Annotated in this window: 16 protein-coding genes; 9 read left to right on the top strand and 7 right to left on the bottom strand. The window is 56.4% G+C overall.

The features are described from left to right. Window positions 1-6 precede the first annotated feature (6 nt). From MKI83_RS11035 to MKI83_RS11025, 3 genes are all read right to left on the bottom strand, one after another. Window positions 7-507 (bottom strand): Lrp/AsnC family transcriptional regulator, encoded by a 501-nt coding sequence (locus MKI83_RS11035; RefSeq protein ID WP_241585920.1) that lies wholly within the window; start codon window positions 505-507, stop codon window positions 7-9. Between the two features lie 310 nt (window positions 508-817). Further along, window positions 818-1,891: an LOG family protein gene (locus tag MKI83_RS11030; protein ID WP_241585918.1), complete on the bottom strand. Its 1,074-nt coding sequence runs from the start codon at window positions 1,889-1,891 to the stop codon at window positions 818-820. A 77-nt stretch (window positions 1,892-1,968) separates the two neighbouring features. Beyond that, entirely contained in the window at window positions 1,969-3,372 is a 1,404-nt protein-coding gene (locus tag MKI83_RS11025; protein WP_241585916.1) for an MBL fold metallo-hydrolase RNA specificity domain-containing protein, read from the bottom strand. 131 nt (window positions 3,373-3,503) lie between these two features. Here MKI83_RS11025 and MKI83_RS11020 point away from each other — a divergent pair, with 131 nt between their 5' ends. Next, window positions 3,504-3,719 (top strand): hypothetical protein, encoded by a 216-nt coding sequence (locus MKI83_RS11020; protein ID WP_241585914.1) that lies wholly within the window; start codon window positions 3,504-3,506, stop codon window positions 3,717-3,719. Here MKI83_RS11020 and MKI83_RS11015 read toward each other — a convergent pair. After that, a complete protein-coding gene (locus MKI83_RS11015) occupies window positions 3,716-4,129 on the bottom strand; it encodes a PA3611 family quorum-sensing-regulated virulence factor (protein WP_241585912.1) in 414 nt (137 codons plus the stop codon). The two genes, MKI83_RS11020 and MKI83_RS11015, sit on opposite strands and share 4 nt — an antisense overlap. Before the next feature lie 75 nt (window positions 4,130-4,204). Further along, entirely contained in the window at window positions 4,205-4,420 is a 216-nt protein-coding gene (locus tag MKI83_RS11010; protein WP_241585910.1) for a bacterioferritin-associated ferredoxin, read from the bottom strand. 317 nt (window positions 4,421-4,737) lie between these two features. Here MKI83_RS11010 and MKI83_RS11005 point away from each other — a divergent pair, with 317 nt between their 5' ends. Next, entirely contained in the window at window positions 4,738-5,340 is a 603-nt protein-coding gene (locus tag MKI83_RS11005; RefSeq protein WP_241585908.1) for a peroxiredoxin, read from the top strand. 466 nt (window positions 5,341-5,806) lie between these two features. Here the strand turns inward: MKI83_RS11005 and MKI83_RS11000 are convergent, their stop codons facing one another. Together MKI83_RS11000 and MKI83_RS10995 are read right to left on the bottom strand one after the other, a co-directional pair. Continuing rightward, the gene (locus MKI83_RS11000) at window positions 5,807-6,280 is read right to left on the bottom strand and encodes a MaoC family dehydratase (RefSeq protein ID WP_241585906.1); all 474 of its coding nucleotides are present in this window, start codon (window positions 6,278-6,280) and stop codon (window positions 5,807-5,809) included. Beyond that, window positions 6,277-7,230, bottom strand: a complete 954-nt coding sequence (locus tag MKI83_RS10995; RefSeq protein WP_241585896.1) for an alpha/beta hydrolase — start codon at window positions 7,228-7,230, stop codon at window positions 6,277-6,279. The genes MKI83_RS11000 and MKI83_RS10995 overlap by 4 nt, the downstream gene beginning before the upstream one ends. Before the next feature lie 164 nt (window positions 7,231-7,394). Here MKI83_RS10995 and fadD2 point away from each other — a divergent pair, with 164 nt between their 5' ends. The 7 genes from fadD2 (at window position 7,395) to MKI83_RS10960 (ending at window position 19,526) form a co-directional block, all read left to right on the top strand. After that, on the top strand, window positions 7,395-9,086 hold the full coding sequence (fadD2, locus tag MKI83_RS10990; protein ID WP_241585894.1) for a long-chain-fatty-acid--CoA ligase FadD2: 1,692 nt from the start codon (window positions 7,395-7,397) through the stop codon (window positions 9,084-9,086). Window positions 9,087-9,348: 262 nt separating this feature from the next. Further along, complete coding sequence (gene fadD1 / locus MKI83_RS10985; RefSeq protein WP_241585892.1) at window positions 9,349-11,037, top strand: long-chain-fatty-acid--CoA ligase FadD1; 1,689 nt, start codon at window positions 9,349-9,351, stop codon at window positions 11,035-11,037. Between the two features lie 77 nt (window positions 11,038-11,114). Further along, on the top strand, window positions 11,115-11,621 hold the full coding sequence (locus MKI83_RS10980; RefSeq protein ID WP_241585890.1) for a hypothetical protein: 507 nt from the start codon (window positions 11,115-11,117) through the stop codon (window positions 11,619-11,621). Between the two features lie 69 nt (window positions 11,622-11,690). Then, window positions 11,691-15,689 (top strand): ATP-dependent RNA helicase HrpA, encoded by a 3,999-nt coding sequence (gene hrpA, locus MKI83_RS10975; protein ID WP_241585888.1) that lies wholly within the window; start codon window positions 11,691-11,693, stop codon window positions 15,687-15,689. A gap of 228 nt (window positions 15,690-15,917) precedes the next feature. Next, a complete protein-coding gene (locus MKI83_RS10970) occupies window positions 15,918-16,625 on the top strand; it encodes an SPOR domain-containing protein (protein WP_241585878.1) in 708 nt (235 codons plus the stop codon). Between the two features lie 920 nt (window positions 16,626-17,545). Then, window positions 17,546-17,695, top strand: coding sequence for a hypothetical protein (locus tag MKI83_RS10965; RefSeq protein ID WP_241585869.1), 150 nt, complete (start codon window positions 17,546-17,548; stop codon window positions 17,693-17,695). Between the two features lie 934 nt (window positions 17,696-18,629). Beyond that, the gene (locus MKI83_RS10960) at window positions 18,630-19,526 is read left to right on the top strand and encodes a lipin/Ned1/Smp2 family protein (protein ID WP_241585867.1); all 897 of its coding nucleotides are present in this window, start codon (window positions 18,630-18,632) and stop codon (window positions 19,524-19,526) included. Window positions 19,527-19,590: the final 64 nt, after the last annotated feature.

The following is a 19,590-nucleotide window of genomic DNA, read 5'->3' as shown; positions in this document are numbered from 1 at the left end:
CGCGCCTTAGCGGCGCAAATGCTCAAGCGGTAGCTCGGTGGCTTCCATCACGGGGCGCAGGATAAAGCTGGAGCGCACGCTGGACACGCCGTCAATGCGCGTCAGTGTGCCGAGCAAGAATTGTTGGTAGTGATCCATGTCGGTGGCGACGACCTTGATCAGGTAGTCCGCCTCCATGCCGGTAATCAGGCAGCACTCCAGCACCTCAGGGCACTTGGCTAGCTCGGCTTCAAAGTGGCTAAAACGATCGGGTGTGTGTTTATCCATGCTGATTAACACATAGGCGCTGAGCGTCAGTCCCAATTTGCGTCGGTCGAGCAGGGCAACGCGCTGGCGAATGAGGCCAAGTTCTTCCAGCTGGCGCACGCGACGCAGGCACGGGGAGGCGGATAAGCCGATGCGTTCGGCCAGATCTTGATTGCTAAGCCCGGCATCGCGCTGTAATTCGCGCAAAATCTGCAGATCGTAGCGATCGAGTTGCAGGGTGTTGCTATTGTTTATGTTCATGCTTGCGTCTTTTGCATATTTGCTGAAATTAAATTGCTGTGTGGTGCTGAGATGGTGCCATATTCGATCAGTAATTGCTCGGCGCACGCACTAGAATTTCTATCAAGCTTAAGGGCTGGGACATTTGTCCTTCTGCAGGCGCTAACCCGCGCACTGCTTCGATGTTTCGCTTACCGGCGACACCATCAACCGGCCTGCCACTGCTCACAAGGCAAGGGATAAAGCACTCTGCAATCCGCAGCGCACAGGACATGCAAAAAAGGAGGCTAGGTGAGCCTCCTTTTTTCATGCCTGCAGAAAAGTTCGGGGCTTATTGTTTCCAGTGCTGCGGTTGGTTGATGAAGTCGACCAGCTCGCGCAGCCGACCATGGTCGCGGGCGTTGAAGTGGAAGGCGAGCCGAATCAGCTCGCAAAACTCAGGCTCGTCCGCTTCGCTCTTGCAGTAGGGTTGCTGGGTAAAGCCGGGCGTCAGGCATAGGTCAGCAAAGTCGTGCTTGAGCTGTGCCATGGCTTGCTCATTCAGCGCGTGATTCATGCGAATGACAAACGACTCTTTGAGCCAACGCGAGGAGTGAAAATTACGGTAAAAGCCGATGATCTCCTCAGCTGCTTGCTGCGGTGTGCTGGCAATGCGGATCAGTTTGAGGTCCGACGGGCAAATGTAGCCGTTGTCGCGCAGCTGGGTTTGCAGCAGCTCTAACGCGTCGAGCCAGAAGCGGCCTTCGGGCACATCAAGCAGTACCACAGGCACCAGCGGACTTTTGCCGGTTTGGATCAAGGTGAGCACTTCTAGCGCTTCATCCAAGGTGCCGAATCCGCCCGGGCACAGCACCAAGCCGTCTGCTTCTTTGACGAAGAACAGCTTGCGTAAAAAGAAGAAGTGGAACGGCAGCACGTGACTGGTGCCGTGCACGGTGGCGTTGGCGTGCTGTTCAAAAGGCAAGGTGATGTTAAAGCCCAAGCTGTTTTCGTAGCCGGCTCCTTCGTGTGCCGCGGCCATGATGCCGCCACCCGCGCCGGTGATCACCATTAGCTCGTACTTGGCCAGCGTGGCGCCCAGCTCGCGAGCGAGGTGGTAGAGCGGGTGGTCGCTGGGGGTGCGGGCCGAGCCGAACACCGTGATTTTGCGTCGCCGCTTGAACTGGCTGAGCATGGCGAAGGCGCCTTCCATCTCACGCAGGGTTTGCAGCATGATTTTGGCGTCCCAGCGGTCGCGGTCGGCTTGCGCCATGCGGATCACGGTGCTGAGCATTTCGCGATACAGGCTGGTGTTTTCGCTGTCGCTGGGTAAGGTTTGGCTCAGCAGCTCATCGACCCGCTGTTGCAGGTCAATGGCGCTGGTTTGCACGTGGCGTGCAAGGTAGTCATCGGGTTCGTAGGGCATTCGTTGCTCCTCGGTGGTGCTTGCTGTAAGCATATCAGCGCCACCGAGTTTTGCTGGCTAAGCCTTGAAATAGGCACTTAAAAGGCGATTTGTTCGCCTTGCTCAGGGATGATCGCATCCCAGTTAAAGCGCTCTTTCAGGGCTTGTTGCAGTGCTTGGGTTTTCTCCAGCTCGCCATGCACCAAATACAATTCTGGCCGCTTGCTGAAGTGACTGGCCCAGTCGAGCAGCTGGTTTTGCCCCGCATGCGCGGAGAAGCCGCCGAGGGTGTGAATCTTGGCTTTTACCGCAATGCGCTGGTGTAGGACGCGGACGTTCTCCTCGCCATCCACAATGCGCCGCCCTAAGGTGCCGCGCGCCTGAAAGCCTGGGAACACCACATGGCATTCGTTGCGCCATAGGTTGTGTTTGAAGTGATGGACGATGCGCCCACCGGTGCACATGCCACTGCCGGCAATGATGATGACGCCGCTTTTGAAACGGTTAATCGCCATGGACTCTTCAGGGCTTAACGTACAGCGCAATACCGGCAGCCATTTCTCCAGCGTATCGGCGCCTGTGCGCTGGATTTCGGCGCGGTCGGCTTCGTCAAATTGGTCGCGAAAGCGCGAGTAAATCGCGTTGGCGCGAATGGCCATCGGGCTATCAAGAAACACGGCTTGCTGCGGCAGTTTGCCTTGGTGATAAAAGCGCCCAAGCGTAAACAACAGGTCTTGTGTGCGGCCGACGGAAAACGATGGAATTAGGACATTGCCGCCATCGGTTTGTGCCTGCTGCAAAATCGCCAGCAGCTCATCTTCGGTGGCTTGGCTGCAACGGTGATCGCGATCGCCGTAGGTGGACTCCAGCATCACAAGGTCGGCGTCTTCCAAGTAGGTTGGGTCTTGCATCAGCGGGGTGCAAGCATTGCCCAAATCACCCGAGAAGACTAAACGGCGTGATAAGCCGTGCTCGTGGATGACGATCTCAACAATCGCCGAGCCGAGAATATGCCCCGCATTGTGGAAGGTGATCTCAATGCCTTTGGCGATTTGCAGGGTTTTGCCGTAAGGCACCGGCACGCGCAGCTTGAGCGCTTTGTCGGTTTCTACGCTGGTGTACAAGGGCTTGATGGCGGGCTTGCCTTGACGAGCACGCCAGCGGTTCTCCCACTCGGCGTCTTTTTCTTGGATATGCGCGGAGTCTTGGAGCAGCAGCTCGAGTAGCTCGCTGGTGGCTTCGGTGGCGTAGATCGGCTTGCTGTAGCCGGCGCTGGCCAGTTTCGGTAGCAAACCACTGTGATCAAGATGCGCGTGCGATACCACCACCGCGTCTAGCGTGGCAGGGTCGAAAGGGAAGGGCGAGCCGTTCAGCGCTTCTTGATCCCGCAGGCCTTGATGCATGCCGCATTCCAGCAGCACGCGCGCTCCGTCGCGGGTTTCTAGCAAGTAGCAGGAGCCAGTGACTTGTCGAATAGCGCCATGAAAGGTGAGCAGTGCCATAAAACCTCCTGTGTTTTCTCTAGCCTGAACCAACCTAGCATGATGGCCTTGATGCAAGTCATCGGATTGGCGCGAACAGGTCGGCTACCTCGGCTAAAGTAAGACAAGGTCAAGAACAAGGAGGTTGAACCATGGTTGAGTTGAAATTGCTGCTAGAGCCGCAGTTAATGCGCTTGCTGCAGCAGTCGGCGCAGTTGCATGGGCTGAGTCTGGAGGACGAGTGCATGCGCCGCTTGGAAGGTACCGCGCGACGCTCGCGGCGCCTTGAGGAAGTGATTGAGGAGCTGCGCCATCTGCGCGCCGACGCCGACGCCGACACCGATGTCGGCACGGGCGCTAAGCCTTAGGGCATGCAGTCGCTTTCAATGAAGCGTTCTTCGATCAAAGGCCGATTGCTGTGTTGCTCGCTAAAGCGGTAACTCAGCACCGCGCCCTGCGCTAATAGCTCGCGAAAACCGCTGTTGGTACACACGCTGGCGCGCAGCTGTTGGCGAGTGGAATCGCGGTTGTTAAGCATCTCTTGGCCGTGCGCTGGGGTAACACTCAGGTAATTAATTAGCATGGCGCCTTCGACGGCGTAACCCTGATCGATCAAGTGTTCGTTGATGGTGCGCGGTGTGCCTTCGCTGCTGCGCTTGGCCACTTGCGTCAAGGTGCGATTGAGTTGGTATTCAGACAAGGTTTCGCCAGTTGCAGGCAGTCCGTAACCGGCCAAGGCCATGCTGAGAGCGAATACAGGTAAGAGCGGGCGACGCATGAGGGGAAGCTCCGGTTATCAAGCCAACATGGGCGCTAGCGTAACCGAAGGTGCAAGGTAAAACACGGACGTTTGTTAGGCCGCAACACCCTCGGCGGGGTAGGCCAAGCTGAAGTCAAAGGTCATGTCAGCCAACGCATCGCGTACGATTTGTTTAGCTTGGCAGGCACATTTGCCGCACTGGCTGGCGACGCCGGTTTTTAAGCGAACTTCTTTATAGCTGCCGCAACCGCTATCAACGGCGGCGCGAAGCTGGTGGTCGGTCACGCCTTGGCAGAGACAGACATACATAAGAAGAACTCCGTAAAGTGGTTAAGGCGATGCTAAGAAATAATGAGAATGATTGTCAAACACTATCGCATTTAGATTTTGCGCGGATCGACTAACGGTCAATGCATTGACCGTTGGTTGGCGTTCCGCACCTGCTAAGTCCTTGTAAAAAATAAGGTTTATGTCGGGATAGACAGCTGGCTGAGCTTGGGTGAAGCGGTGCGCGGGATGTATGATGGCTTGCGATATTTTTCCGCAGGTACGATGGGCCTCTGCCATACTCACTCGATTGGTGTGGCCACGTTGGCTTGCGCCCGTTAACTCTTAGGAGGCAAGGAATGAGCGTTCTCGTAGGTAAACAAGCTCCGGATTTCAACGCAGCAGCCGTTCTGGCCGATGGCCAGATCGTTGATAACTACAGCCTGAGCGAAGCCATTAAAGGTAAGTACGGCTTAGTGTTCTTCTATCCGCTGGACTTCACCTTCGTGTGCCCGTCCGAGCTGATCGCGCTGGACCACCGCACCCCTGAGTTCCAAGCGCGTGGCGTGGAAGTGATCGGTGTATCGATTGACTCGCAGTTCACCCACAACGCTTGGCGTAACACGCCTGTCGACAAAGGTGGCATTGGCCAAGTGAAGTACACCTTGGTGGCTGACGTTAAGCATGAAATCTGCCAAGCCTACGACGTCGAAGCCGCTGGCGGCGTGGCTTTCCGTGGCGCCTTCTTGATCGACAAGAACGGTGTTGTGCGTTCGCAAATCGTTAACGACCTGCCGCTAGGTCGCAACATGGACGAACTGCTGCGTTTGGTGGATGCGCTGCAATTCACCGAAGAGCATGGCGAAGTGTGCCCAGCTGGCTGGAAGAAAGGCGACAAGGGTATGACCGCTTCACCAGACGGTGTGGCGAAGTACTTGGCTGAAAACGCCGGCAACCTGTAAGTCAGTAAGTCACGCGCGGCGCCGCCTTTTGGCGCCGGTGTCAAAAAGCCCAGTCGAGCGATCGGCTGGGCTTTTTTTGTTTTGGTCAGCTTTTGGAATATGCGGGTGGTATGCGCCAAAGGCTTAAAGGCGTGTAAGCATTTGCTGACAAGCGATGTCAGTAAGTTGGCAAAAAGTGCGATCTGGTGTGTGCGTCAAGCGCTATGCGCGAATCTAATGCGTTGAAAAATAAGACTTTATTTAAAGCTTATGGTTTGTACGTTAGCGGTGATCACGGCAAAGCGGCTTTTGCCTGAAGGCATCGCTTGCGCGACTATAGCCCTGCGTTCAGGGATAACGCAGATCAACAGGACGTTGATCAGGACACTGCAGGACGCAGCGCACCAGGATGGTGACAGGGACAAAGCAGGGAACAGGGAAGAAAAAGTGGGCGGGTTAACCCCGCCCCTTTTTTTGCCTGCGTTTTTTAGTTGCCGATAGTGACAGCAGGGATGGCAGGCATTTCTAGTGTTTGTGCGCTGCGCGGCGCGAGTACTTGGGCTTCACCATCGACCACTTGCTCGCCATGCTGATTGAAGACGCGGGTCGCCATGCGCACACGGCCTTTAGGTTGCTTTTCCAGTACTTCCAGCTCAACCCGTAGGGTGTCGCCCAGCTTAACGGGGCGCGAAAAGCTCAAGTTTTGCCCCAGATAAATAGTGCCAGGCCCCGGCAGTTGGCAGGCAATGGCTGCGCTGATCAGCGCGCCAGAGAACATGCCGTGGGCAATTTGCCCCTTAAACATCGTGGTGGCGGCGTATTCGGCATCTAAATGCACGGGGTTGTTGTCGCCAGACACGGCGGCGAACAGCTGCACGTCGCGCGCTTCTACGCGGCGTATCAGTTCGGCGCGCTGACCAATTTCAAGTTGCTCGTAAGCGAAGTTGGTGACTTGGCTCATGCCATTTCCTTGGGCGTGCACACGCGTGCATGGGTGAGATGCGCTTCCAGCCAATTGATCACTTCGTGGGTGACGTCGGCACGGTTGGTTTCGTTGAGCAGCTCATGGCGTGCTTGCGGATAAATATTCAACTGCACGCTATTGAGCCCAGCTTCACGCAGCTTCTCGGCCAACGTGCTCAGGCGTTTGCCATCGCTGACCGGGTCGCGCTCGCCGCCAATCACCAAAACAGGCAAATCGGCATCGATGGTGCTCAGTGCCGGCACTGAGGTGATCGTCACTAGCCCGCCGAGTAGATCAACCCACAGCTGATTGCTGCACAAAAAGCCGCACAGCGGGTCGTTGACGTACTTGTCGACTTCGCTCGGGTCGCGGCTTAGCCAGTCAAACGCGGTGCGGTTGGGCTTAAACGCTTTGTTAAACGAGCCAAAGGATAAAAAGTCGAGCAGTTTGCTGCGCCCGGTGTTGCCTTGGCGCCAGCGCTCGAATTGCGCGATCAAGCGGCCCGCTTTAAAGGTCAGCGGATCGCCGTAGTTGGAGCCCGACAGCACTGCACCTTGCAGGCTGCAGCTGTGCTGCATCAAGTAGGCCTGTGCGATGTAGGAGCCCATGCTGTGGGCGAATAAAAAGATCGGCGCCTGCGGGTGCGTGCTGCGGATATGGTGGTTCAGTAGCGCGAGATCGCTGACCACTTTTTGCCAGCCATCGTTGTCAGCATAGTGGCCAACGGTGCCGCGTTCAGCGGTTTTGCCGTGGCCGCGCTGATCCAGGGCATAGACCTGAAACCCTTGTGCGGTCAGTGCTTCAGCAAAGCGGGCGTAGCGCAGACTGTGCTCGGCCATGCCGTGCGAAATCATCACCACGCCTTTGAGTGGGGCATCTCCGCACCAGCGGTTAATAAACAGTTCGGTTGCATCACCGGCAGTAAGCCAGAAGCCTTCGTGGCGCATTGCGTGTCCTTGTCCCTGTGTGTCCAGGTTTGATGAGGTGGTTAGCAATGATAATTCATCGCGTCAATGGGTGAGGCACCCTCTTGGCCGCAAGGTATGGCCCTGCTAACGTGCTTACAGCTCAGAGAAGAGCCCATCGCATCAGGTCAAGAGGAACAAGAACAATGCAACCTGAATTCTGGAATGGCAAGCGTGCCGCCGGTGTACTCGACCAACTGGATATGGGGCAGTATGCCTCCGTTGTTGAGGTGTTTGAACGTTCGTGTAAACGCTTTGCTGATCGTCCCGCGTTTAGCAACATGGGCGTCACCCTAACTTACGCTGAGCTTGATCGGCTTTCTGCGGCGTTTGCAGGCTATCTGCAGAACCACACGGACCTAAAGCCGGGCGACCGCATTGCTGTACAAATGCCCAATATTCTGCAATACCCGATCGCGGTGTTCGGCGCCATGCGCGCAGGCTTAATCGTGGTCAATACCAATCCGCTGTACACCGCGCGCGAGATGCGCCATCAGTTCACTGATGCTGGTGTGCGCGCCTTGGTGTACGTCAATTTGTTCGGCGCGCTGGTGCAAGAAGTGCTGGCTGACACCCAAATTGAATACTTGATTGAAGCGCGCATGGGCGACATGCAGCCGCTGCTCAAGGGCATGCTGGTGAATGCCGTGGTTAAGCACGTTAAAAAAATGGTGCCGGATTACCGCTTGCCACAAGCCCTGCCGTTTAAGCAGGTGTTGGCCAAGGGGCAGGGCGCTAGTCTCAAGCCGGTGCAGGTGAGCTTGGACGATATCGCGGTGCTGCAATACACCGGCGGCACGACGGGCGTCTCCAAGGGTGCGATGCTGACCCACGGCAACTTGGTCGCCAACATGCAGCAGATTCACGCGTGCTTATCGCAATACGGTGATGACGGCCAGCCGCTATTGAAAGACGGCCAAGAGGTGATGATCGCGCCGCTGCCGCTCTACCATATCTACGCGTTTACCGCGAACTGCATGTGCATGATGGTGACCGGTAACCACAACGTGCTGATCACCAATCCGCGCGATATTCCAGGCTTTATCAAAGAGCTTAAGCAGTGGCGTTTCTCGGCGCTGCTGGGTCTAAACACGCTGTTTGTCGCTTTGATGGACCACCCAGAGTTCAATGATTTGGACTTCTCCAACCTTAAAGTCACCAACTCCGGCGGCACCGCGTTGGTCAAGGCCACGGCCGAGCGCTGGCATAAAGTGACCGGCTGTACGGTGGTGGAAGGCTACGGCCTGACCGAGTGCTCACCTGTGGTCACCACCAACCCCTATGGCGACTTGGTGCGCTTGGGTACCGTGGGTGTGCCGGTGCCCGGTACCACCTTGAAAGTGATTGACGATGACGGCGTCGAGCAGCCCATCGGTGAGCGCGGCGAGCTGTGCGTCAAAGGCCCGCAGGTGATGAAAGGCTACTGGCAGCGAGAAGAAGCCACGGCTGAAATTCTTGATGCCGACGGTTGGCTGCGGACCGGTGACGTAGCCATCATCGATGACGACGGCTTTACGCGGATTGTTGATCGCAAGAAAGACCTGGTGATCGTCTCCGGCTTTAACGTCTACCCCAATGAGGTTGAAGATGTGGTTGGCGCACACCCCAAGGTGGCCAACTGTGCGGTGATTGGCGTGCCGGATGAAAAGTCAGGCGAGGCCGTGAAACTATTTGTGGTGCCACGCGAAGGCAGTATCGACTTGGATGAGCTGAAGGCTTACTGCAAGGCGAACCTGACCGGCTACAAAGTGCCGCGCCATTACGAGGTGCGTGAAAGCTTACCCATGAGCCCTGTGGGTAAAATTTTGCGCCGCGAGTTGCGCGATAGCGCCGCTTAAGCGGTCGTCGTGAACCAAAAGCCCGCAGCACATTTGATGGTGCTTGCGGGCTTTTTTTGCTGTGTCGATCACGTCATTAGCACGCGGATCATGCTCTAGGCAATGGCGCTATTGCCTAGGCGCATGCGGCAAATCCTGCTAACCTCAGGCAGTTTTTGGTGCCCTAAGCCGCCAAATTCCAGATGATCACAACAAACCGCCGGAACCTACGTGTGAGTCGGCGGATGGACTTTGCTTCAGTTTTTTGAGGAGTGGGCGTTTCATGACTGATAATTTCTGGGCGGATAAGTATCCGGCTGGCATCCCAACTGAGATCAACCCTGATCAGTTTCCCAATATCCAAGCTGTGTTTCGCCATTCTTGCGAGCGCTTTGCCGATAAACCGGCCTTCACTAACTTAGGTCGCACCCTGACCTACGGCGAATTGCACAAACTCTCTGGTCAGTTTGCCGCCTACCTGCAAAAACACACCGATCTAAAGCCTGGCGATCGTATCGCCGTGCAAATGCCCAACATCCTGCAATACCCCGTCGTGGTATTTGGCGCGATGCGCGCAGGGCTTGTGGTGGTTAACACCAACCCGCTGTACACCGCGCGGGAAATGGAACACCAGTTCAATGACTCCGGCGCCAAAGCGCTGGTGTGCTTGGCCAACATGGCGCACCTGGCTGAACAAGTAGTGCCTAAGACGGGCATCCGTCATGTGGTCGTGACCGAAGTGGGTGACATGCTGCCGGCGCTTAAGCGCTTGCTGGTCAACACCGTGGTCAAGCACGTGAAGAAAATGGTGCCGCCGTTCCGTATTCCCGGTGCGGTGAAATTGAATGACGCCTTGGCCAAAGGCGCGGGTCAGCCGGTGACCGAAGCCAGCCCCGACTCAGGTGAAGTGGCCGTACTGCAATATACCGGCGGCACGACCGGCGTGGCCAAAGGCGCCATGCTGACTCACCGCAACCTCGTGGCCAACATGCTGCAAGCTAAAGCCCTGATGGCTTCTGGCATGGGCGAGGGCTGTGAAATCATCGTGGCACCGCTGCCGCTGTATCACATCTACGCCTTTACCTTCCATTGCATGGCCATGATGATCACCGGTAACCACAACCTGCTGATCACCAACCCGCGCGACCTGCCGGCGATGGTTAAAGACCTGAGCCAGTTCCGCTTTACCGGCTTTGTTGGTTTGAACACCTTGTTCGTCGCGCTGTGCAATAACGAAGACTTCAAAAAGCTCGATTTCTCGGGCTTAAAGCTGACCTTGTCCGGCGGTATGGCGCTGCAACTGGCGACGGCTGAACTGTGGCAGAAAGTCACCGGCAGCCCGATCTGCGAAGGTTACGGCATGACCGAAACCAGCCCGGTAGCATCGGTGAACCCGCCGCAAAATATTCAGATTGGCACCATCGGGATTCCCGCGCCGTCGACCTTGTGTAAAGTCATCGACGAAGATGGCAAAGATCTTGGTATCGGCGCGGTCGGCGAGCTGTGCGTTAAAGGCCCGCAAGTGATGAAAGGCTACTGGCAGCGCCAGGAAGCCACCGACGAAGTACTGGATGCTGAAGGCTGGCTGCGTACCGGTGACGTAGCTGTGATCCAAGAAGATGGCTTTATGCGCATCGTCGATCGCAAGAAAGACATGATCTTGGTCTCGGGTTTCAACGTGTACCCCAACGAGCTGGAAGACGTTCTGGTCACCTTGCCGGGCGTGGTGCAGTGCGCCGCTATCGGTATTCCGGATGACAAGTCGGGGGAGTCGATCAAGGTGTTTATCTCGACCAAGCCCGACGTCACCCTGACCGAAAAGCAAGTGATCGATCACATGCGCGCCAACCTGACCGGCTATAAAGTGGCCCGTCATGTTGAATTCCGCGCGGAGCTGCCGACCACTAACGTTGGCAAAATCCTGCGCCGCGAACTGCGTGACGAAGAGCTGAAAAAGCTCGGTCATAAGTAAGCATTAGCGTCATGAAGAACGGTCGCCTCGGCGGCCGTTTTTTATTATGGTTTGGATAAAAATGGCAGGGATGGCTGATGGACCCCTTATCTTTGGCTTTTGCTTCGTACCTTGATCTTGTTGTTGGCGTGACTCATAGCAAGCTGGAGGATGTGATGGGCGTGGAACTAACCGCTATGCAAGTTGAGCACAAGCATGTGGTGGTTCCCTATTCCTATCAAATGTGGCGCATTCAAGAGCCGACGGTGTGTGTGCGTTATAAGCCTGATCTTGCCGTGTTTTCACAGTGCACTAGGGTTGCTAGCGACCTCTTCTCACAAGTTTGCGCTCAGCTGCAAACGAAGCGCTTAACGCATTGGAAGCAAAAGAAACTTAAGAATATGTATTGTCAGGCTGCCGTGAGCTTTAAGCCGACAGTCGCTTCAGTGCAGTGGTCGCCTGCAAATACAGAGTTACAGGAAGCGCGAAGCGCATGTAACGCAGCTATTGCCGCCTCCATGGGTAACGGTGATATGAAGCTGCGCGAAGAAAAAGAGCGTCTTTGTGCGCAGTATGATCAATTAAAGAAATCCTCAGCAGACTAGCTTTCGGTCGCTGGTACAAATATCTGCGACAATCGCCCCCCTTTATTACGTCGTAGTTACTCCTCCGCCATGAGCAACCCTGATTTTCGTCAACTTAACGCCAACCTTGAGCAGGTGCTGCAGGCTGATCGCCACCGCTTACGCCGCCAGTTACAGGCGCTGAGCAAACAGCCCGATGCCGCCAAGCTGGCGCAGTGGCAGGCGCGCTTTGCTGAGTCGCAAGCCAAGGTGGCGGCGCGGCGTGGCAGTGTGCCGTTGGTGCGTTATGACGACGCACTACCGATTGCCGCCAAGCGGGATGAGATCAAAGCGGCGATCAGCGCGCATCAGGTGGTGGTGATTGCCGGCGAAACCGGTTCGGGTAAAACCACGCAGTTGCCGAAAATGTGTCTTGAATTAGGCCGTGGCATACACGGGCTGATCGGCCATACCCAGCCGCGTCGTTTGGCGGCGCGCAGTGTGGCCAGTCGCGTGGCGGAGGAGCTAAACGTTCCATTGGGCGAGCAGGTCGGTTTTCAGATGCGCTTTGAAGACCAAAGCCACGACGGCACGCTGATCAAGCTGATGACCGACGGCATTCTGCTCGCCGAAACCCAGCGCGACCGGTTCTTGGAGCGTTACGACACGCTGATCATCGACGAGGCGCACGAGCGCAGCCTCAATATCGACTTTTTGCTCGGCTACCTGAAAACCCTGCTGCCGCGGCGCCCAGACCTTAAAGTCATCATCACCTCGGCCACCATCGATCTGGAGCGCTTTAGCCAGCACTTTGACGGCGCGCCGATTATTGAAGTGTCGGGCCGAACTTATCCGGTGGATGTTTGGTATCGCCCCTTGCTGGCGGAGATGGACGAGGAAGGCAACGCGCTGGAAGCGGACTTGTCCGCCGAGCAAGGCATCTTGGCTGCGCTGGATGAAGTAGCGGCGTTTGAACGCAGCGAAGGTAAGCGTCCGGGGGATGTGCTGGTGTTCTTGCCCGGCGAGCGCGAGATCCGCGAAACCGCCGATCACCTGCGTAAAGCGCAGCTCAAGCACACTGAAATTTTGCCGTTGTACGCGCGCTTGTCGGCGGCCGAGCAACAAAAGATCTTTCAAAGTCATCCGGGGCGGCGCGTGGTGTTGGCCACCAACGTTGCAGAGACCTCGCTGACCGTGCCGGGCATCCGCTATGTGATTGACACCGGCACCGCGCGCATCAGCCGTTACAGCTATAAAGCCAAGGTCCAGCGCCTGCCGGTAGAGGCTATTTCGCAAGCCAGTGCTAATCAGCGTAAAGGCCGTTGCGGGCGGGTTGAGCCGGGGATCTGTATTCGTTTGTACAGCGCAGAAGATTTCGTGGCGCGTAGCGAATTTACTGATCCGGAGATTCTGCGCACCAACTTGGCGGCGGTGATCTTGCAGATGTTGCACCTGCGTTTGGGGCGCATCGAAGATTTCCCCTTTATTGAGCCGCCAGAAGGCAAGGCCATCACCGATGGTTTTACTTTGCTGCAAGAGCTCTCTGCGGTGGGCCGCGACAATCAGTTAAGTGATATTGGCCGTCAGTTGGCGCGCTTGCCGATTGATCCGCGCTTGGGCCGTATGTTGCTGGAGGGCGCTCGCCAAGGCAGTTTGGATGAAGTGCTGATCGTCGCCAGCGCCCTGTCGGTGCAAGACCCGCGCGAACGGCCACAGGATCGGCAGCAGGCTGCCGACCAAGCCCATGCGCAATGGAAAGATCCAGACTCCGACTTCGCCGCGCTGATCAGTTTGTGGCGTGGTTTTGAAGAGCAGCGCCAAGCGCTGGGCAGCAATGCACTGCGCACGTGGTGCCGTAAGCACTTCCTGAACTATTTACGCCTGCGTGAATGGCGCGATGCGCACCGCCAGCTGCTGCTGATTTGTCGTGACCTGCAATTGGCTGCGAGTAGCGCGCCGAAACGCGTGAGCGCTAAAACCGCGCAAAAGCCAAAACCGGCCAAGCAAAGTGCTGCACTGGCGTTGCCGAGCACAGAGGCTGATCAGCCTGCTGGTATCGGTTATGCGGCGGTGCATAAAGCCATTTTGGCGGGCTTGCTCAGCCAAGTGGGGCAAAAAAGCGAGGACGGTGACTACCTCGGCGCGCGTCAGCGCCGCTTTTGGATTCACCCAGGTTCAGGTCTTGGGCGTAAGCGCCCGCAATGGTTGATGACCGCTGAGCTGGTCGAAACCAGCAAGCTGTTCGCCCGCATGGTGGCCAAGATTGAACCCGAGTGGCTTGAGCCTCTGGCCGGCCATTTGCTGAAAAAGAACTACCTCGAACCGCACTGGGAAAAGAAGCGCGGCCAAGTGGTGGCCTACGAACAGGTCACTCTGTACGGTCTGATTATTGTCGGCCGTCGCGCCTGTCATTACGGCCCGCATGATCCGGTGGTGGCGCGCGAGTTGTTTATCCGTGAAGGCTTAGTGCGCGGTGATATCAACGCACGCGCCCAGTGCTTGCAAGCCAATCGCGAGCTGCTCGAGTTGCTCGATGAGTTAGAGGCCAAAGCGCGCCGGCGCGATATCTTGGCCGATGAAGACGCCTTGTTTGACTATTACGACGCGCGCCTGCCGGCGGATATTTACCAAACCGCCAGCTTCGACAGTTGGTACAAGCGCGAAAGCGCCAAAGACCCGCAGCTGCTGTTGATGAGCGAGGCCGATGTGCTGGCGCGTGACGCCAATGAAGTGACCGCCGCGCAGTATCCGGACACCCTGAGCCTTGGCGATTTGACGCTGGCGCTGAGTTATCACTTTGAGCCGAATCACCCGCGCGATGGCGTAACCCTTCGTGTGCCGGCGCCTTTATTGCCGCAGTTGCCGGTCGAGCGCTTGCACTGGTTGGTGCCAGGGTTGCTGAAGAATAAATGCGTGGCTCTGGTGCGCGCGCTGCCCAAAGCGATCCGCAAGAACTTTGTTCCAGTGCCTGACTTTGTCGATGCCGCGCTGAGCAAGTTGGTGTTTGGCCAAGGCCCGCTGCATGCGGCACTGGGCCATGAGCTGCTGCGAATGACCGGTGTGCGCGTGGCCGATGACGCCTGGTTGGAGGCTGAGCAAGCACTGGATGCTCACCTGCAGATGAACCTTGAAGTGGTCGATGCGCGAGGCAAGCCTCTCGGCGAGGGCCGAGATTTAGCCGAGCTGACGGCACGCTTTGCCACCGCCAGCCAAGCGGCGTTGGCGCTGCCCAGCCATAAAGCCAAGCCCGCGGCGATCAAAGCCGACGACTTTGCCGTGCATGCCAGCGCGCAACACAAGGTGGCCGGGCTGTCGATGACGGTTTATCCGGCCTTGGTCGAAGACGGCGGCAGCGTGCAAGAAGGGCGCTTCTCGACCGCCGCGGAAGCGGCGTATCAGCATCGTCGCGCGCTACAGCGCTTGTTGTTGCAACAGCTGCCCGAGCAAGCCAAGCACTTGCGCAGCAAGCTGCCGGGGCAAACCGACATGGGCCTGCTGTATCGCGACATGGGGCGTATTGAGGCGTTGGTAGAAGATATCCTGCTGGCCAGTCTCGATAGCTGCATGCTGCAAGGGCTCGCCGAAATGCCGCGTGAAACGCACGCCTTAGCCAGCTTGGCCGAGCGTAAACGCAGCGACTGGCAGCCAGAAGCCGAACGCTTGGCGCGGCTGGTGCTCGATATTCTTAAGCGCTGGCACGCGCTGCAAAAGCGCTTCAAAGGCCGCATCGACCTTGCCATGGCCGTGGCACTCAACGACATCAAAGCGCAGCTGGGGCACTTGGTGTATCCGGGTTTTGTCCGCGATACCCCAGCCGAGTGGTTGAAGGAGTTCCCGCGCTACTTAAAGGCCATCGAACAACGTCTTGAGCGTGTGGCCGCACAAGTACAGCGTGACCGTGTCTGGAGTGGTGAACTGGCCGGTTACTGGGAGCAATACCAAGCGCGCTTGGCCAAGCACGGCCAAGAAGGCAAACGTGATCCCGCCCTTATCCAGTACCGCTGGATGCTCGAGGAGTACCGCGTATCGCTGTTTGCCCAGCAGTTGGGCACCAAGCTGCCTATTTCAGATAAGCGCTTAAACAAGCAGTGGGCTGAGGTGGAGGGGTAATGGGTGTATTGCAGAGTGGAGAGAAACGTAGGGCGGGTTAGCCAACGGCGTAACCCGCCAAGCGATGGCGCTGCTCAGGGAAGTTTGCGTTATACGGGGTATTCATTGCGCTTGAAGTATTGCCAGAGCGAAGTTCGCGCGGGTCAAATGACCCGCCTTACATGGCTTGCAGTCTGTAGATGGGCACGACTAGGCTATCCTGAAGGACAACAGACAGGAATTAACAATATGGACAATGATGGGAAACTCTCTATCAGTTCAGGGATGAGTGCTAACGCATTTCAAGATAGTCACTATACCTTTAGATCCCTTACCAAAAGCGCCAATACGCTCTCTGTAAAAGTGTTTTTAATTGTTGTATTCTTAATCCTGGCTGGGTGCAAGCCAAGTATTGAGAGGATTGAATCTGACACTAAGACTTCAATACAAGAGACACTGGACTCTGATAAAAAATACAGCAAGTACGGAATGCAGGTTGATTCGGTAAGCGTAGTAATGGAAGAGGGTAATAGATACAAAGGCATTGCATACATCTCGCTGGAAGAAGCGCAATATCCAATAGCAATAACTGTGATTTCTGATGGTGAAAAGCTTATTTGGAGTGCTGGTCCCGGTCAATTCGCATTCCTAGTACAACATGAATGGAGGAAGGTTCAGGCTGCAATTACAGAGAACCTAAAAATCAAGCAATCTGACAGGGATAGTTTGGAGTGGGTAGTTCAAATAGCAACGTTGTCTAATCGAGATGCAGCAGAAAGGCTAGTTAGCGATCTCGCCAAGACAGGACACAAAGCTTATATAATAACCTCAGAAGGATTCAATAGGGTTTTTGTTGGGCCAATGGCCCGGCGCGGAGAGGCGGACTTGTTACGAAACCAAATAAAGCTTCAGCACAAGCTGAACGGATTTGTAGTTATCTATAAAGATGATAAGTGAATAGGGTGCTCTCTGAACCTGCCCAGAAATTATGGATTGGAAAGGCATAAGGTGTCTTTTTTGATTTGATCCCTGTGCTTCTCTTGAAAGACGAGCAACTCATTGAGTTTGTATTTATATTCGCCGCTAGTGGCATGGGCGGCCAACTGATCTATTTGGCTAGTTGTAGCGGGGCAAGCCGCAGGGATGTAAGGGAAAGGTATCAGATTTATTTTTAGCTAATTTCCGGCATGTAGTCGATAGCGCTGATTTCGCCTCCCGGCGACCTTCTTTTCTTTGGCGCAAAGAAAAGAAGGCAAAAGAAACAGGCCCCCGCCATTGGCTCGGCTGCGCCGAGTCCCCTCACTGCATCATTGTTCCAGAGGCCCGCCGCGAAGGGCCGTCCTTGCCCATCGCGGCTTTCGCGGCATCCCTGCCGCTCAACCTCTTTCACAACGACTCCGTTCGGCCTGCTGAGGGGGGCGTTGGTGCAGGTCGGTGGCTTGGAGGTTAGTTTGGGCTTGTGACTTATTTGCAATCCCTCACCCCAGCTCTCTCCCAGCGGGAGAGGGAGACAAACGGTTCAGCTTGCACCAGTCGCCCCTTTTATCCGGCCGAGTGCAGGCAGGCTGTAGTGGGGTAAGCCGCAGGGATGCGGCGCAAGCGGCGATGGGCTAGGGATAGCCCTTCGTCGGGGCCTCACGGAGGACTGCCGGAGTGAAGGCACTCGGCGCAGCCGAGCCGGATAGTCGGGGCAAGCGTTTTTGCTTACTTTTGCCGCGATTGGCAAAAGTGAGTCGCCCGGGCAGGGCGAAACGGAAGGGCTCGATAAATCAACCGCCGGCATGCCCCTAAACTAAAAGAACTGTTAATTGCTTGGCTCACGTCAAGGCGAGTATGGCGCTGCGGTAATAGGCTGGAATTATTTGGGAGGGCAATTGATGACTAGGTTTCTATTGCTTTACTCCACCACCGACGGCCATACGCGCCACATAGCTGAGTTTATGGCCAAGCATTGGCAGGCGGCGGAGCATGACGTCAGTGTGCAGGATGTATCGCTGCCCTCGAAAAGGTATCAGATTTATTTTTAGCTAATTGCCTGCATGTAGGCGATCGCGCTGATTTCGCCTCCTGGCGACCTTCTTTTCTTTGGCGCAAAGAAAAGAAGGCAAAAGAAACAGGCCCCTGCCATTGGCTCGGCTACGCCGAGTCCCCTCACTGCGTCATTGTTCCAGAGGCCCGCCGCGAAGGGCCGTCCTGGCCCATCGCGGCTTTCGCGGCATCCCTGCCGCTCAACCTCCAACACAATGACTCCGTTCGGCCTGCTGAAGGGGGCGTTGGTGCCGGTCGATGGCTTGGCGGTTAGTTTGGGCTTGTGACTTATTTGCAATCCCTCACCCCGGCCCTCTCCCAGCGGGAGAGGGAGACAAACGGTTCAGCTTGCACCAGTCGCCCCTTTTATCCGGCTGAGTGCAGGCAGGCTGTAGTGGGGTAAGCCGCAGGGATGCGGCGCAAGCGGCGATGGGCTAGGGATAGCCCTTCGCCGTGGCCCCACGGAGGACTGCCGGAGTGAAGGCACTCGGCGCAGCCGAGCCGGATAGCAGGGGCAAGCGGTTTTGCTTACTTTTGCCGCGATTGGCAAAAGTGAGTCGCCCGGGAAGGGCGGAACAAAAGCGTACCGCACGCTCAGTAATTAGCTTGGCGTAGTTCGTAAAAAGCGGCCGCTTTCTGAGTCGGTATCAAGCTAGTTTCGCGCGAGTGTCGATCGAGCCCCAATTCGTTTGGCTCAAAGCGCTAATCCAACACAGCTGTCACGCTTGATCACTAAACAGCTATCCGCCCCGCCCTTGGTTGGCCTGCATGTCATCCCCGCTTCATACACTGTGCTTGCTCTTGCGCCACCTGCCGTGGCGCGGGCCTTGAACAATAACTCCAATATTAAGGACCTCACCCATGCGACTGCTCGCCTGTTGTGTGCTTTTGACAGCCACTGCCACCAGTTACGCTCAACCACAGTGCCCCGATATGAGCGCTGCGCTTAACCCACCAGCGCTCAGCCAACCGGCGAAGAAATCCTTCCGTCACTTTGGTAATCGTATCTTGGCCAAGTTTTATAAGCCTTGGCACATGGTGCACGACGAGATGGTGCGCGCCGGTCAGGCGGCGACCGTCACGGCTAAGTTCGATTACGACGCTGTGCTGCACAAAGACCTCGAAGGTGAAACCGTGCACGCCTATCTGTTCGGCCCCGGTATGCAGCAATGGCAAGCTGTCGGTAGTTATCGCACTGACAGCGACGGCAAAATTCGTGTGCCGGTGGGCGTGCGCCCTGTGGGTGAGTACCGCCTGCGCTTTGTGGTGGAAGGCGACTTGAGTCAAGTGGATGGTTATCTCAGCGTGGTGCAGCAAGGTCGCAAAGCCGTGTTGTTTGATATCGACGGCACGCTGACGATCAATGATTTCGAGGCCTATGCCGACTATGTAGGCGTAAAAACGGCGCAAGCTTATTACTATGCGCCACAAACCGTGCAGGCATACCGCGATAAGGGCTACCAGCTGATTTTCCTTACGGCACGCCCGTACTGGGTGACCAAAGATGCCCGCGAGTGGTTTGTTAAACAGAACCTGCCGCAGTGGCATTACCGCTCCAATCCTTATGGCGACGGCCCTATTCCACCGAATACGGTTGCGCATAAAGCAGGTTACATTCAGTACCTGCGTGAACAGGTGGGGCTGGATATTGTCCGCGCCTACGGTAATGCCAGCACCGATATCGAAGCTTACGCTGCCGCTGGTTTGGCAAAGCAGAACACGTGGATCATAGGTAGTAACGCCGGGCACAGCGGTACGCAAGCGTTAAGTGGTGATTACAGCTACCACTTCAGTACCGTAGTGCAGAGCACGCCTTCGGCATGCCCGTAGGCTAAAAGAAGTGTTAATTGCTTGGCTCACGTCAAGGCGAGTATGGCGCTGCGGTAATAGGCTG

The sequence above is a fragment of the Atopomonas sediminilitoris genome, from assembly GCF_022601735.1.
GTDB lineage: Bacteria > Pseudomonadota > Gammaproteobacteria > Pseudomonadales > Pseudomonadaceae > Atopomonas > Atopomonas sediminilitoris.
This window is presented reverse-complemented; position numbering and strand designations above follow the sequence as displayed.